The organism is Arthrobacter sp. YAF16 (assembly GCF_052113385.1).
In the GTDB taxonomy this organism is placed as follows: Bacteria; Actinomycetota; Actinomycetes; order Actinomycetales; family Micrococcaceae; genus Arthrobacter.
The window spans coordinates 161238-175118 of record NZ_JBFRDC010000001.1; the positions used below are offsets into that span (position 1 = coordinate 161238).

At 66.2% G+C, this 13881-nt stretch carries 15 protein-coding genes; 8 read left to right on the forward strand and 7 right to left on the reverse strand.

Going from position 1 to position 13881, the window contains the following annotated elements:
• Positions 1–3: 3 nt before the first annotated feature.
• A complete protein-coding gene (locus tag AB4Y91_RS00760; protein WP_441416685.1) occupies positions 4–2007 on the forward strand; it encodes a vWA domain-containing protein in 2004 nt (667 codons plus the stop codon).
• Positions 2008–2131: 124 nt separating this feature from the next.
• Entirely contained in the window at positions 2132–2659 is a 528-nt protein-coding gene (locus AB4Y91_RS00765) for a hypothetical protein (protein WP_441416686.1), read from the forward strand.
• On the opposite strand, the gene AB4Y91_RS00770 is transcribed toward AB4Y91_RS00765, so the two are convergent.
• Complete coding sequence (locus AB4Y91_RS00770; protein WP_441416687.1) at positions 2656–3549, reverse strand: alpha/beta fold hydrolase; 894 nt, start codon at positions 3547–3549, stop codon at positions 2656–2658. The genes AB4Y91_RS00765 and AB4Y91_RS00770 overlap by 4 nt on opposite strands.
• 196 nt (positions 3550–3745) lie before the next feature.
• On the opposite strand from AB4Y91_RS00770, the gene AB4Y91_RS00775 reads away from it, so the two are divergent.
• Complete coding sequence (locus AB4Y91_RS00775; RefSeq protein ID WP_441416688.1) at positions 3746–4069, forward strand: YciI family protein; 324 nt, start codon at positions 3746–3748, stop codon at positions 4067–4069.
• Entirely contained in the window at positions 4066–5301 is a 1236-nt protein-coding gene (locus tag AB4Y91_RS00780) for an RNA polymerase sigma factor (RefSeq protein ID WP_441416689.1), read from the forward strand. Before AB4Y91_RS00775 ends, AB4Y91_RS00780 begins: the two co-directional genes overlap by 4 nt.
• A 199-nt stretch (positions 5302–5500) precedes the next feature.
• Here the strand turns inward: AB4Y91_RS00780 and AB4Y91_RS00785 are convergent, their stop codons facing one another.
• On the reverse strand, positions 5501–6400 hold the full coding sequence (locus AB4Y91_RS00785; protein WP_441416690.1) for a hypothetical protein: 900 nt from the start codon (positions 6398–6400) through the stop codon (positions 5501–5503).
• 328 nt (positions 6401–6728) lie between these two features.
• Here AB4Y91_RS00785 and AB4Y91_RS00790 point away from each other — a divergent pair, with 328 nt between their 5' ends.
• On the forward strand, positions 6729–7547 hold the full coding sequence (locus tag AB4Y91_RS00790) for a hypothetical protein (RefSeq protein WP_441416691.1): 819 nt from the start codon (positions 6729–6731) through the stop codon (positions 7545–7547).
• 119 nt (positions 7548–7666) lie between these two features.
• A complete protein-coding gene (locus AB4Y91_RS00795; protein ID WP_441416692.1) occupies positions 7667–7849 on the forward strand; it encodes a hypothetical protein in 183 nt (60 codons plus the stop codon).
• A 117-nt stretch (positions 7850–7966) separates the two neighbouring features.
• On the opposite strand, the gene AB4Y91_RS00800 is transcribed toward AB4Y91_RS00795, so the two are convergent.
• Positions 7967–8275, reverse strand: a complete 309-nt coding sequence (locus AB4Y91_RS00800) for a hypothetical protein (protein ID WP_441416693.1) — start codon at positions 8273–8275, stop codon at positions 7967–7969.
• 376 nt (positions 8276–8651) lie between these two features.
• Positions 8652–9206 (reverse strand): hypothetical protein, encoded by a 555-nt coding sequence (locus AB4Y91_RS00805; protein ID WP_441416694.1) that lies wholly within the window; start codon positions 9204–9206, stop codon positions 8652–8654.
• A 345-nt stretch (positions 9207–9551) separates the two neighbouring features.
• Here AB4Y91_RS00805 and AB4Y91_RS00810 point away from each other — a divergent pair, with 345 nt between their 5' ends.
• Together AB4Y91_RS00810 and AB4Y91_RS00815 are read left to right on the forward strand one after the other, a co-directional pair.
• Positions 9552–9893, forward strand: coding sequence for a YciI family protein (locus AB4Y91_RS00810; protein ID WP_441416695.1), 342 nt, complete (start codon positions 9552–9554; stop codon positions 9891–9893).
• A gap of 53 nt (positions 9894–9946) precedes the next feature.
• Entirely contained in the window at positions 9947–10294 is a 348-nt protein-coding gene (locus AB4Y91_RS00815) for a hypothetical protein (RefSeq protein ID WP_441416696.1), read from the forward strand.
• On the opposite strand, the gene AB4Y91_RS00820 is transcribed toward AB4Y91_RS00815, so the two are convergent.
• The 3 genes from AB4Y91_RS00820 to AB4Y91_RS00830 all read right to left on the reverse strand — a co-directional run bounded on the left by AB4Y91_RS00820 (position 10291) and on the right by AB4Y91_RS00830 (position 13646).
• The gene (locus AB4Y91_RS00820; protein WP_441416697.1) at positions 10291–11700 is read right to left on the reverse strand and encodes an MFS transporter; all 1410 of its coding nucleotides are present in this window, start codon (positions 11698–11700) and stop codon (positions 10291–10293) included. The two genes, AB4Y91_RS00815 and AB4Y91_RS00820, sit on opposite strands and share 4 nt — an antisense overlap.
• A gap of 79 nt (positions 11701–11779) precedes the next feature.
• The gene (locus tag AB4Y91_RS00825) at positions 11780–12724 is read right to left on the reverse strand and encodes a hypothetical protein (protein ID WP_441416698.1); all 945 of its coding nucleotides are present in this window, start codon (positions 12722–12724) and stop codon (positions 11780–11782) included.
• 109 nt (positions 12725–12833) lie between these two features.
• Positions 12834–13646 (reverse strand): alpha/beta fold hydrolase, encoded by an 813-nt coding sequence (locus tag AB4Y91_RS00830; protein ID WP_441416699.1) that lies wholly within the window; start codon positions 13644–13646, stop codon positions 12834–12836.
• Positions 13647–13881 lie beyond the last annotated feature (235 nt).

A 13881-nucleotide genomic window follows, 5' to 3' on the forward strand; every position in this document is an offset into this window, starting at 1 on the left:
CCCATGACCGCTCACCACCGGTCCCGCTACAGCCGCTACGCGGGCGGGCCCGATCCGCTCGCGCCGCCGGTGGACCTCGCGGAGGCGCTGGACGCCGTCGCCGAGGACGTGATGGCCGGCTACTCGCCCCGGCACGCCCTGCAGGAGTACCTGCGCCGCGGCGGCCGGAACCGGGAAGGTCTCGACGAGCTCGCCGGCCGCGTCCAGCAGCGGCGCAGGGACCTGTTGGGCCAGCACCGGCTGGACGGCACCCTCAACGAGGTCCAGAAACTGCTGGAGACCGCGGTGCTGGAGGAGCGCAAACAGCTGGCCCGCGACGTGCGGATGGACGACACGGACCGCGCCTTCCGCGAGATGCAGCTGCAGAACCTGCCCAAATCCACGGCGGCGGCGGTCAACGAGCTCGCCTCCTACGATTGGCAGTCCAGCACCGCCCGCGAGGCCTACGAGCAGATCAAGGACCTGCTGGGCCGCGAAATCCTGGACCAGCGGTTCGCCGGGATGAAGGAGGCGCTGGAGGGCGCCACGGAGGAAGACCGCGCGGCCGTCGCCGAGATGCTGGCCGACCTCAACGAACTTCTCGACAAGCATCGCCGCGGCGAGGACACCGACGCGGACTTCCAGGAGTTCATGGCCAACCATGGGCAGCACTTCCCGGAGAACCCGCAGTCGGTCGAGGAGCTAATCGACGCGCTTGCCCAGCGCGCGGCCGCCGCGCAGCGGCTCATGCAGTCCATGTCCGCCGAGCAGCGCGAGGAACTGATGCGGCTTTCCGCCCAGGCGTTCGGATCGCCGGAGCTTATGGCACAGCTGGGTCAACTCGATGCCAACCTGCAGGCGCTGCGCCCCGGGGAGGACTGGTCCGGCTCCGAACGCTTCGAGGGCGAGGAAGGGCTGGGCCTCGGCGACGGCACCGGCGTGCTGCAGGACCTTGCCGAGCTGGATGAGCTGGCGGAACAGCTCTCGCAGTCCTACAACGGCTCCCGCCTGGACGACCTGGACCTGGACGCCCTGGCCCGCCAGCTCGGTCCGGACGCGGCGGTGTCCGCCCGCACTTTGGCGGAGATCGAGCGGGCCATGCACGACGGCGGCTTCCTGCAGCGCGGCGCCGACGGCGACCTGAAGCTCTCCCCGCAGGCCATGCGGCGGCTCGGCCGGTCGCTGCTGCGCGACACCGCCAAGCAACTCTCCGGCCGTCAGGGCCGCCGGGACACGCGCGTGGCCGGGGCGGCGGGCGAGCAGACCGGCTCCAGCCGGCCCTGGGAGTTCGGCAACGCCGAACCGTGGGACGTCACCCGCACCATCACCAACGCCATCCGCCGCACCATCGCCGACGGCCGCGACCCGCGCCACGGCCTGCGCCTGGCCGTGGACGACATCGAGGTCACCGAAACGGAGGCACGCACGCAGGCCGCCGTCGCGCTGTTGGTGGACGTCTCCTTCTCGATGGCCGCCGAGGGGCGCTGGGTGCCGATGAAACGCACCGCGCTCGCCCTGCACCACCTCGTGTCCACCAAGTTCCGCGGCGACCGGCTGCAGCTGATCACGTTCGGACGCTACGCGCAGACCATGGACATCGGCGAGCTCACGGCCCTGCCTGCATTCCGGGAACAGGGCACCAACCTGCACCACGGGCTGCTGCTGGCCGGCCGGTTCTTCCGCCAGCACCCGTCGATGCAGCCGGTCCTGCTGGTGGTGACCGACGGCGAACCCACCGCGCACCTGGAGTCCGACGGCGAGTCGTGGTTCTCGTATCCGCCGGACCCGGAGACCATCCGGGTCACGGTCGCCGAGCTGGACCGGCTGGGCCGCGCCGGCGTCCAGGCCACGTTCTTCCGGCTGGGCAATGATCCGGGCCTGGAACGCTTCGTCGCCCGGATGGCCCGGCGGGTCGACGGCCGGGTGGTGGCGCCTGACACCGGGGACCTGGGTGCCGCCGTCGTCGGCGAGTACCTCCGTGCGCACTTCCGCGGCCGGGCGTACGGGGACGACGACTGGGCGACGTAGGTCAGCTGCCGCCACACCCGCCGTCGGAGGCCGGCCAATGACTGGGATAAGCTCGCTTGCGATCGGAACAAGCAGCGAACCAAACTTTGAGCGGCGGACAATTTCCTTGGATTTACTGGGCGGCATGAGCCTCGACAACCTGCGCATCTTCCCCTGGGTTGCGGCTGCCGTCTTCGCGCTCGCGGCGGGCCTCTGGCGTCCGCGCCGGCTGCATTGGACCGCGCTAGGCTCCGTCCTGCTGTTCGCGGCCCTCAACGCGGGGGCCGGAATCTACATCCTGAACCACTTCGGTGATCCGCGCTGGTCCGGGGGAGAGCAGCCGCTGAGCGCGCCGTCGTTCGCGGGGACGCCCGTCGTGGGCGAATTTCTGGCTCCCCTGGACTCGGCCCTGAACAGCGTGGTGGGCGGGGTGAATGAGTTTCTGGCATTCAAGCACGCCCTTCCCGTCGCGCTGGACTTCCTGGCCGTGTCCGGCTGGGGCCTGCTGGTGTCGTTCCCGCTGGCCGTGCTCGCTGCCGGCATCAGTTTCGCGATGGCCAGGCGCCGGGCGGCCGAGTTCGGAAAGTACCGCGCCACCGTCGACCGGCTCGAGGATGAGCTCGAACAGATCAAACGGCAGATCTCGTTGATGAATCCCGTCAATACGCCCTAATCGAGCAGGCTCACCACGGCCTGCGCGAACGCGCCCGGGTCCTCCTGCGGGACGTTGTGTCCAATGCGCGGCAGCAGGATTTCGCTGTAGGGGCCGGTGAAATGGTCCCGGTCCTCGCTCGCCGCCGGGCCGCCGACGCCGTCGTCCCCGCTCTCCAGCACCACCGTGGGAACGGTGATGCTCGGCTCCTGGGCAATCAGGTCCTCGAACCGCTGATACCGAGGGTCGCCGTCGGCCAGTCCGTAGCGGTGGCGGTAGGAGTGGATAACGACGTCGACGAAGTTGGGGTTGTGCAGACTCGGGGCGCTGGCGGGAAACGCCTCGCGTGCCCCGACCCAGGACGGCGACCATGTGCGCCACAGCAGCTCGCACAGTTCGTCCCGGTTCCGTTCCAGCCCGCGGCGCCCGCGCTCCGAGTGGAAGTAGTACTGATACCAGTAGCTCCGCTCCCACTCCGGGTTCACCGGCTCGCCGGACCGGGCAAGGTTGTGCATGTTGTAGCCGTTGACGGTGACGAGGCCGGCGACACGGTCGGGCTCCAGCGCCGCCACGATGCAAGCCGCCCGGCCGCCCCAGTCGTAGCCGGCCACGACGGCCTTCTCAATGTTGAGGGCATCCAGGAAGTCGAGCAGATCCTGCGCCAGGGCCGCCTGCTGTCCTGAGCGCATCGTTGCGGGGTCGAGGAAACGCGTCGGGCCGAAGCCGCGAAGGTACGGCGCCAGCACAAAGGCGCCCTCACCGGCGAGGATCGCGGCGACGTCGTCGTAGGCCCGGACGTCGTACGGGAATCCGTGCAGCAGGACCACCGGCGTCCCGCGCGGATCGCCGGTGGACTCGTAGCCGATGTCCAGGACGGGGGTTTGGGCGCGGCCGGAGGAGGTAAAGCTCATAATGCCGGTCCTTCCACTTCGAGTGGGTGGGTCCTAGGCTACGGCATCCGGGCCGTGGGGTTTAGGGCCGCCTGGATCGGGGCGAAATCGCGGTGCGGGCTGCTGCCATTTCCTGTCGAATAGCGGCAGAGTTGTTCGTAGTAAGGGTGAGCGGGCGTCCAGAAGGGGTGCCCCAAACCGCAGGAGATGACTCAAAATGCAGTATTTGCTGTCCGTGATCAACGACAAGCTTGAGCTCGCGCCGTCGGAGGAGATGGCGACCATTGACGAGTTCAACGACCAGCTCCAGGCCGACGGGCACTGGGTCTTCGCCGGCGGCCTCGGATTCCCGGACACGGCGACCGTCATAGACAACCGCAGCGGGGACGCGGTGATGACCGACGGGCCCTTCGTGGAGTCGAAGGAGTACCTCGCCGGGTTCTGGATCATTGAGGCTCCCGATCTCGACGTCGCCCTGAAGCTCGCCGCCGAGGGATCGAAGGCCTGCAACCGGAAAATCGAGGTGCGGCCGTTCCTGTGAACGGACCCGACATCGGCGGCGCCGTCAGCCAGGCCTACCGGGAGAACTGGGCCCGGGTGGTAGCCGCCCTGACCCGCCGCTTCGGCGACCTCGACCTCGCAGAGGAGTCGGCGGCCGAGGCGTTTGCCACTGCCGTTGAGCGGTGGCCGTCCGACGGCGTCCCCGCCAACCCCGGCGCCTGGCTGACCACCACGGCCAAGCGCAAGGCCATCGACCGGCTCCGGCGCGAGAACAAACGCGACGGCAAACACCAGGAGGCCCAGTTGGTGTTCGACGACGACCCTCCCGAACCTCCCTCCGCCATCGACGACGACCGGCTCCGGCTAATCTTCACCTGCTGCCACCCGGCCCTAGCCCTGCCGGCCCGCGTGGCCCTGACCCTGCGGATGGTGGGCGGGCTTACCGTGCCGGAGATCGCCCGGGCCTTCCTGGTGCAGGAGAGCGCCATGGGGCAGCGGATCACCCGCGCCAAGGCCAAGATCAAGGCCGCGCGGATCCCGTATCGCGTGCCGGCCGCCGAGGACCTGCCGGGGCGTGTCTCCGGCGTGCTCGCCGTGCTCTACCTGGTCTTCAACGAGGGCTATCTGGCGACGGGACCCGACACCGACCCCGTCCGCTCCGAGCTGACCGCCGAGGCCATCCGGCTCACCCGCCTGCTCCGCGGCCTGATGCCCGACGACGGCGAGGTGGCCGGGCTGCTGGCCCTGATGCTCCTGACCGAGGCTCGCAGCGCTGCCCGGGTCTCGGCAGGCGGCGAGCTGGTGACCCTTGACGAGCAGGCCCGGGGAACCTGGGACGCGGCGCTGATCGCCGAAGGCCACCGCCTGGTGCGGGAGCGCCTGGCGTCCGGGGCTGCGCCGGGGCCGTACCAGCTGCTCGCGGCGATCAACGCCGTTCACACCTCTGCCCGCGACTTCCGTGACACCGACTGGTCACAGATCGTCGCGCTCTACGACCAGCTGGTGGCCATCGACCCGTCGCCGATCGTCGCGCTCAACCGCGCCGTCGCGGTGGGGGAACTGGACGGGCCGCAGGTGGCCTTGGCCGCCGTCGACCGACTTGAATCCGACCTGGCCGGGTATCACGCATACCACGCCACCCGCGCGGAGCTGCTGCGGAGGCTGGGCCGCGCCCTGGAGGCGCGGGCGGCGTACGAGAAAGCCATCGAACTGGCCGGCAACTCGGCCGAGGCTGCGACACTACGGCGCCGCCGGGACCAGCTGGGGTCGTGAACCAAGCGGGGGCGCTCGGTTTTCGCTAGTTCGATCTCCGAAGGGCTTTCGGCTGCTGAATGGCACGGGCAACCTGGTGCTCGGGCCAAGTGATCTCTAGATCGAAGAACCGATGATCGCAAACGGGACTATGCGGTCCCCTGGCACGACAAAGCCCCCGGCGAACCGCCGGGGGCTTTGTACTTTTCCTCTGAATGTCCTATTTGACGGCTACGAAGACCTTGTCGGCGAGCATGCCGGGCCGGACGGCGAGGACACCTTTGCCTGCCGTTGCGCTCGGCACTTCGAAGGCCTTGTTGCCAGTTGCGGTGGCGTTCTTGTAGAGCGTGCTCGTGGTGTTGATGGGTTTCGGCGGGACGGCAATGCTGCGGAGTCCGTCCACAGTCGTCCCATCAGCTGTGACGTAATCGACTGAGATGAAGGCAGGCATCTGCCCGTCGGCGTCGTCGCCGACATAAGTCGCGGAGTAGTTCACCATCATGTACTCCGAACCCTTTGCCGGCGGGTCATTGAATTGGTTGGCCGCGATAACGGCCTTAGAAGCGTTAAGGGTGACCGAGTTGATGACGATGCGCCAGTCTTTTGATTCGATAACCGAGCCGATAGGGTATGGATTCTCGCGGGTTCCAGTATCGGCAGCCGACGTCTCCTGTGCTGCTCCACTGTTGGCGCCTGCTTGGTTGGACGGCGTGACGACTTTGGTGTCCCCGCTGCCAATGGCGTTGTGGACCGAAGTGGTTACGACAGAAAAGAACACAGCGAACCCAACGATGGTTCCCACGATCGAGGCGATCAACGCGGCAATGCCCATCCACTTCGCCCGGCCTTTGAGGAATAGGGAAACCAGCGCCAAGATGAATGCGATCGGCAGAAGGATCCATCCCACGATGAGAGCGCCAGGGATGCAGGCGAAGATGAAGCCGATAACGGCTGCAATAAGAGCGATGAGACCGACGACGTTCAACGGCTTTTTCGGCTTCGTCGGCTGACCTGGGAGCATCTGCGCTGGTGCCCCACCGGGCTCCGTAAGAAGTGTTTGTTGTGACTGGTGGGGCGAAGACTGCTGTGAGCCCGCCCCAGGGAGCTCTGGTGTTGTCATGGCCCAACTATGGCAGACACTAGAGGTCACGCCTCTCACACGACACGACGTTACGGGGGACCGAATTTTGAGCTCAAGCGCCCGTGCGGGAGCTGGAGCCGGGCATCGCCGGCCACCCGCGCCGAGCTGCTGCGGAGGCTTGGCCGCGTCCGGGAGGCTCGTGATGCGTATGAGAAAGCCATCGAACTGGTGGGCAACTCGGCCAAGGCCCCCACCCTACGTCGCCGCCGGGACCAGCTTGGGTCCTGAGCCGGCTTGGCCGCTAGGGCTGTTACCGTGTGGGTGGCCCAACTGCGGCCATGTTGAGAGTGTTCGGAAGGTAGATCCCATGGCAATTGATCTCGATTGTTCCATCTGCGACACCGACGAACACGTTGTGCTGGTCGAGCGGCTGACTGGGAGCGAGCGCAAGCTCCAGTGCGGACACTGCGGACACGAGTGGCTCCGCGGGGAACCGGAGCGGCAGAAGATCCCGCTGCCGACCCTCGAGGACATCAAGAAGCGTTTCCCAAAGCCCGGGGACGTCGATCCCGAGAAGTTCGCACGGGCGAACGAACTCAAGGCGGAGTTCCTGAAAAGGGAACCCGAGCCGGAGCCCAACGTTGCCCCGTACTGGGCCAAGTACCAGCAGGTCTTCAGCGCCCAGGGCCTGCCCAAAGCGGATCCTCTGGATCTCAAGGGGTTCGCCAACTCCAACGTGGGCGCCAACCCAGGGAATATGTCCGTCTTCAATGAGGCCTGGAACGATATGGGGGCTGAGGCCGGCGCGGCACAGGTCCGCAATGCAGTCGAGTATCTGCTTCGTGGCACATCGCCCGTCGATCTGGAGGACCGCCTCACCGCTCTCATCAAGGGCACCACACCCTCTGCGATGAAGGGTTTCAAGGAGTCGCTCCTGACGAAGGTGCTGTGCGTCGTCGATCCAGAGCGGTTCCTGACGATTCTCATGTACACCGGCGTGGCCGGGAAGCGGGAGATTGCACGCTCGCTCTGGGGTCTCGAACTGCCGGATCCCGAGAGGGTGGACTGGACGATTGGACGCCTCATCCTGTGGAGCAACGACTTGCTGATTGCCCTGCTCGGCGACGGATTCCGACACCAGCAGCACGCTGCAGAGTTCCTGTGGTGGGCCAAAGACAAGGCTTAGAGGGAACTGCTCCCACGCGTTCACCGGCGATGTCCGGTGAGGGATCTTCCGAAGGAATCTTCAGGCTGGCCGACTCGCCGTCCATCTTGACCGCCACTTCAGAACCTACACTCAATGCTGTGGCTACATATAAACCTGCCGAACTCGCTCGCGAACTCGGCTACACCAACGAGCAGCGACCGGGAAAGGTAGTCAGGGACTATCTTCGCTGGAAATACCCCGACCACCCGAAGTACCAGAGGTGGGAACTCGACGAGGTCCAGGCCGATGACGTTCGCGTGAACGTCCCTAGGAAGCGTTGAATCTTGGGTCCTGTAGCTTACCCGCAAGCGGACCGGCGGCGTGAAGCTTGTGCTTCAACGCCGTCGTGCCAGCCCCACCAGCACCTTTCCGCACCGCGACGACGGCGCTGACTTCTGTTAGCCGACAGAGTCTTCGGGAGGATGCTGGCCGACCTGAATCGTGGCGTCGAACCGCTCCGGGTCTTCGAGGTAATTCAGGGAAGTGACTTCGCCAGTTCGCTTGTCGACCAGTGTGGAGCCTCGGCCGATGAGTTGGCAACTGCAGTCACCGTCAAAGACGAGCCGGCGGCCACCGTCGACGAGACACCAGGCGCGGTCGTCTTGGAAACCGTAGTCGGCAACGACATATTCACCGCATTCGTCCGTTACCCACGTCGGACCGATCGATTCGAGAGCGATCTGCCGTGCTCGTTCGAAAGTAATCATGCACCGGAGCCTACTGCGTCTGGTGCGGTGACTCGGTCCAGTTGCGATAGATCGCCCGGGGCCGAACCAACAGAGGCCAGCGGCTTCGACTGGCCTTAATGTACTCAGCCACACGCTAATTTGAGACAGCCAACCGGACTCCGTCGCCGAAGGGCGGCGCGCGTCCGCAACTTCGAAGCTGGCTGCAGGGGTTGGGGTGCAGGCTTTGGACGCTGAGGTCAGTACCTCAAACTGCTGATTGGGGCGGATATTGGAGGCACTAAGGTGGTTCATTTGATTCGCTTCCTGATTTCGTGTGTCGGTGATGTCGATATCCATGCGATTCGGGCATAAAAAAGACCGCACGCGGGCGGTCTGCTGCCTTGACTGCTTCGCGCTAGGCGAAAAATTCTCGACTCATCATGGCGTTGAAGACGTCATGCGTCACCTGTTCCTGTTCTTCCGCTTCGATGCGGCTCCGCAAATTCCCGTGCATGGCTAGAACCTCCTCGTAACGGTTGTCTTCGGACAGTTCCAGCGATCGGTAGGGACTGCCCTTCATGTCAACGTTGATACTCTCGGAGAGCAGGGCGTCTGCCAACGCTTCGAGGACAACGAGGGCGGGTCGACGTCCGAACGTTTCCTCCAGATCCTGCGGGCGAAGGCCTTCGCCGTGGGCGGTGGAGATGGTCGCCCAGCCGCCATGAAGCGGCAGCGAGTCCAAGTCCGTGGTGCTCAACCCCGTATCCTCAAGCGGAATCGTCAGTCCAGCCACCAGGTGCTTGCCGTCCATCCCAAAGGCGACGTTGTCACCGAGCATCCCTGCAACGACGACCGGATACATGTTTACCTCGAGCAACGGAAGACCGTGTTCGTCCTCGCCGGCAACCACGAATTCCATCTCAAAGCTGCCGTTGACGTGCAGTTGGTGGCCGTTGTTGTGGATTGTCATCATGTCCTCTTTCGTTTGTGGATCGCCGGCAAAAAATGAAGAAACTCTGGTCGCCAGAGTGGACAGAGCCTCTTCACTATTTATGTTTTGGAACCGTGATGGAGCAACGGGTTCTATTCCCTTTGCCAATGACTACAGATTGCAATGACTTCCGTTTCACATTCAATTCGAAATGGACGAAGTTGGCGCCACAATCCGTTGCACGCCTCGGAGGCGATCTGCGGTCGGTCTTGAGGCTCCACCTTGACCACGCGGCGGGCGCCGGGGCCATAATCGGGCTAGGCGCCAGAGCGGTGCCACTCAGACGAGCCGACGGATAGCGCCCCCGAAGAAGGAGTCGACGCCATGACCAAGTACCTGATCTCGTTTCCGAGTGCCGCCATGGTTTTCCCCGAGGAAGAGCTACAGTCCGTAGCGGATGCGTCGCACGCGGTGGTCCAGGAGGCGAAGGACGCAGGCGTCTGGGTGTTCGGCGGCGGCATCGACGAGAGCATCCCGCCCGTCATGGTCGACGGCGACGGGACCGTGCGCGAGGGCACCTACCCGCAGACGGCGCAGCTTGAAGGCGGCTATTCGGTGCTGGAGTTGCCCTCGTACCAGGCGGCCTTGGAGTGGGCAGCGAAGATCGCGGCCTCCTGCCGTTGCGCGCAGGAGGTGCGGGCTTTCCAGTACGACCCCGCCAGCTGACGGCGCCAGCCTTATCCGCGCGGCCTACGCGGCCCCGTGCCAGACTTTCAGCCATGGAGCCTATGGATTGCCTGGTCATCTACGTCCCCACCGACGCTGCGCACGCCGTCCGGCAGGCCATTGGCGATGCCGGGGCGGGCAGGCTGGGCAACTACTCACACTGCTCGTTCAGCCTCGAAGGGACCGGGCGCTTCACGCCGCTGCCGGGCGCGACCCCGGCCATCGGCGCCCTCGGTTCCCCTGAGGAAGTCCCGGAAACGCGGATCGAAGCCATTTATCCGCGGTCCCGGCGGAACGCCGTCGTCAGCGCGGCACTGTCCGCGCACCCGTACGAGACGCCGGCCTTCATGACCTTTCCAATCGATGCCAGCCTGCCTGACGGAACCGGTCCCGCGTCCTAGCGGCCGTCCACCAACGGCGATACACCGGCATCCGTCCCCGCGTACGACGCCGAGACCCGGCGGTAGACCGGGGCCAGGAAGGCCAGCAGCGCGGCCGCAATAAGGATGATTCCTGAGATCAGGAACACCAGGGCGATACCGCGGGATGTCCCCTCTCCCAGCAGCGGGGCTAGTTGGGCGGCCCCCTCAGCGGACCGCGCGTACGGGATGATCCAGACCTGGGCGATCGGCGCGATCAGGAACGCTGTGATCGGCGCGGCGGCGGATTCGAAGGCCATGGCAAATCCAAACACGCGCCCCTGCCGCTGCAGCGGCACCACCCGCTGGATGACGGTCTGCTCGGCGGCCTCGACGACAGGCACCAGGACCAGGTACAGCCAGATGCCGGCGACGTACAGCCAGGCCCACTCCCGGAGCGTGAAGACCGCGCCGAGGAGGCCCATCAGGATCACTGCGAGGAGCATGGTGCGCAACGGGTTGGATCCCAGTCCGAATTTGTTGACCAGCGCCCCTCCTACGATGAAGCCGGTGGCACCCAGTGCCAGGAACGTGCCCCACAGTTCTACCGGGAACATTTCCAGGCCGTAGGGGTCCATCAAGGCCATGTAGACGCCGCCGATGAAATTGTTGAACGTGGAGAAGAGAATCAGCGCGAACAGTCCGGCAACGGCGGCGACGGCGGCGAGGGAGCCCCGCAGGTCAAAGCCGCCCTGCGCGTCCGTGGCGGCAGCGCGGACCTCCTCGGGCATGCGCAGGGTGAGCACGTGGGCGAAGGCCAGCGCGGTGAGCACCACGGCCACGACAATCGTCCAGCCCATGCCCAGTAGCCCGACCGACACACCGGAAAACACCGAGGTGACGATGAACATCAGCCCCTGCACCATCCCGACCAGCCCGTTGGCGTTGGCCCGCCGGTCCGGGTCGATCAGGATAGTCACCGTGGCCGCGAGCGCGATGTTGCGCATGTTCTCCACCACGGCGCCGAGCAGGACGATCAGCATGAATGTCCAGAACCACGGCTGCGTCAGGTCCAGCAGCGAGTCGGCGGGCGTCAGCAGGAACATCACCCCCGAAAGCACGAACATCGCGAGGGTGAAGGCGGCGGCAAAACGCATGACGGCCAGCTTGCGGTAGCGGTCGACGTACGTGCCGAAGCTGATGCTGGAAAGGGCGATCAGCAGCATGTACGCGCCGCCGACTACTCCGGTGGCGATCACGTTGCGCGTCCCCAAATACACCCAGAATGTCAGCGCAAACCACAGGTAACTGGTGGTGATGTTGGCCAGGCCGGTGTTCAGCAGGATCCCGTAGAAGGTGCGGGAGCGCTGCTTCGAACTTCGCAAGGGGGCGTCGACGGCGTCGGGGGCCACAGCGGTGTGCGGCGGGACCGGTTCGTGCTCGGTCATGCGTCCCAGTGTAATGACGACCGGCCGGTAGGAACACAGCGGCGGCACGGCGGATACAGGCTGCGCTGTTACGGCCGGGTCAGTCGGCGGGCAGGGCCCGCCGACGGCGAACTGCGACGGTCCGGGCACCCAGCCCTGCCAGGGCGAGGACGAAGGCCAGCAGGACGAGGGGTCCTGCCCCGCCCGCGGGTCCCAGGGTGGCCGCCAGGATCTGCCGGCTCATCAACAGCATCTCCTGCAGGTCGCCCGCCGCCACGCGCGTTCCGAGCACGTAATTGACGGAGATAAACAGGGCCGGAACCACCCACAACAGGGCCAGGTCCACCAGCCACACCACGGCACGACGCGCAGGGCGAAGGCCGCACCACGCCAAAGCGCAGCCGACCAGGATGGCGGGAATCCAGCGAGCGGCCGTCGGCACGGCTGCCGGGATGTTGAGGGGCCCGACGACGCCCGCAACCCACTCCACCAGCCACGACGCAAACGGCGCCGCCATGAGTCCGACGCCCAGTGCGACCGGGGCCCGCGACGTCGACGAGACCAGCAGGAGGGCGACGAGGGCCGCCGCGACGGACAGGACCACGCCCGCCAGCAGGCCGGCGAAGTACAGGCGGGCCATCGTTCCGCCCGCGAGTCCGCCGTCGAGCACGGTGAAGGACTGGACGGACGCGGTGACCTGGACACCGAGAACCCCGGCTGCCGCGCACCACGTCGCCAGTCGGCGTCGGGCGGGGGACCAGAGACGCACCGCGAGTCCGGCCGCCGCGCCGCCTACCGTGAGGAGGGCGACGATGGTGGTGAGCTTGTACTGGCTGAGCGGCAGAAGCGACGCCGGCATCCGGTCCGGAGCGACGTCGGCGGCCCACAGGTTCTGCAGGGGCAGTTGTGCCCCGGTGATTAACCAGGGGCCCAATCCGAGAAGCCCTGCCAGGATGCCGATCAGCCCGCCCTGCATTGCGTCCCGGGCGGGGGCGTGGCCCGGCCCGTTGTCGGAGACCGTCAGTTCCGTTGCTTGCGGGCCCACGAGGCTCCTTGGTCTGAGGGTGAGGGGGACCGGTGCAAGAGCTGCCAGCCCATCGGAATACTATACCGAATGGATTAACCGGCTCCGGGTGGACTCTAGAGGGGGCGTATCAGGCCGCGGAGTGCTCACGCACCCGCGCGAGCCATTCAACGATCAGGGCTTGAGCCAGGGCGGGCTGCTCATGCAACAATGCATGGCCGGCGTGATCGAGGACGGCCAGGGTGCAGCGCGGGTACTGCCCCGCGAGATCGGCCGGGGCGGCGTAACCGGCGGTGGAATCCTGCCGTCCCGCCAGGATCAGGACGGGATGCGGATAGGTCTTCACACTCTGCGGGCGCTCCTGCAGTTCCCAGCGCGAAAAAATCCGCGTCAGGGCGGATTCGTCAACGAGCGGCGCCGCCGGGGCCACGGCGTCCCGGAACCGGCGCAGCGTTTCAGCCGTCTGGACCACGAAGTAGCCGCGGTAGGAAGCCTCGAGTTCCGGGCTGAGCTCGACGCCAAGGCCGGCCGATGACACAAGGATCTTGTGTTCAGGCACGTTGCCGGTGCGGGCCCCCATCGGGCAGACCAGCGCCAGCCCGATCACCTGCTCCGGTCTGTGCTGGGCAACGGCACGGGCTAGGTACCCGCCATAGGAGTGGCCTATGACAAGAAGAGGTCCAGCCCCGATGGTGTTGTCGATGAAGCCGAGCAGGAGGTCCAGGACATCATCGTTGCTGGCGAGGGCCGCTGGCGCCGGCGTGAGGCCCATCCCCGGCAGGTCAGGGTGCAGGCGCCGAAACCCAGGAGCTGCAGTGAAGACCGGTTCGAGGGCGTGGGCCATTTCGCGGTGGTCCACGCCAACGCCGTGCAATGCGAGAACCGGCGTACCGCTGCCGGACTCGACGTAATGCACAGGAACACCGCGGACCGTAGCCTCCATCCAGCCAGTGTAGAGCGCGGGGCTACGCGCGTCCCTTCAGGATCAGGTTCCAGTACACCCGAGGAAAGATGTCGCGGTCCACCACCCAGGATGCGCGGCTCTCTTTCCACGTTGGCACCTTCGGAATGGAGGGCATGGGCCGGTATTCGTCGTCGAACTCGGCGAAGGCTGTGTCACGGCAAGACGCGGGAGCTGCTGCACGGTTTGGCTGGTCGCCCAAGCGGGGGCCTTGCGG

Bases quoted from the DNA above. Each gene is read 5' to 3' on its own strand.
- AB4Y91_RS00760 (WP_441416685.1), top strand. From the start codon at position 4: ATGACCGCTCACCACCGGTCCCGCTACAGCCGCTACGCGGGCGGGCCC.
- AB4Y91_RS00815 (WP_441416696.1), top strand. From the start codon at position 9,947: ATGGAGCCTATGGATTGCCTGGTCATCTACGTCCCCACCGACGCTGCG.
- AB4Y91_RS00810 (WP_441416695.1), top strand. From the start codon at position 9,552: ATGACCAAGTACCTGATCTCGTTTCCGAGTGCCGCCATGGTTTTCCCC.
- AB4Y91_RS00820 (WP_441416697.1), bottom strand. From the start codon at position 11,700: ATGACCGAGCACGAACCGGTCCCGCCGCACACCGCTGTGGCCCCCGAC.
- AB4Y91_RS00770 (WP_441416687.1), bottom strand. From the start codon at position 3,549: ATGAGCTTTACCTCCTCCGGCCGCGCCCAAACCCCCGTCCTGGACATC.
- AB4Y91_RS00765 (WP_441416686.1), top strand. From the start codon at position 2,132: ATGAGCCTCGACAACCTGCGCATCTTCCCCTGGGTTGCGGCTGCCGTC.
- AB4Y91_RS00775 (WP_441416688.1), top strand. From the start codon at position 3,746: ATGCAGTATTTGCTGTCCGTGATCAACGACAAGCTTGAGCTCGCGCCG.
- AB4Y91_RS00800 (WP_441416693.1), bottom strand. From the start codon at position 8,275: ATGATTACTTTCGAACGAGCACGGCAGATCGCTCTCGAATCGATCGGT.
- AB4Y91_RS00785 (WP_441416690.1), bottom strand. From the start codon at position 6,400: ATGACAACACCAGAGCTCCCTGGGGCGGGCTCACAGCAGTCTTCGCCC.
- AB4Y91_RS00790 (WP_441416691.1), top strand. From the start codon at position 6,729: ATGGCAATTGATCTCGATTGTTCCATCTGCGACACCGACGAACACGTT.
- AB4Y91_RS00830 (WP_441416699.1), bottom strand. From the start codon at position 13,646: ATGGAGGCTACGGTCCGCGGTGTTCCTGTGCATTACGTCGAGTCCGGC.
- AB4Y91_RS00805 (WP_441416694.1), bottom strand. From the start codon at position 9,206: ATGACAATCCACAACAACGGCCACCAACTGCACGTCAACGGCAGCTTT.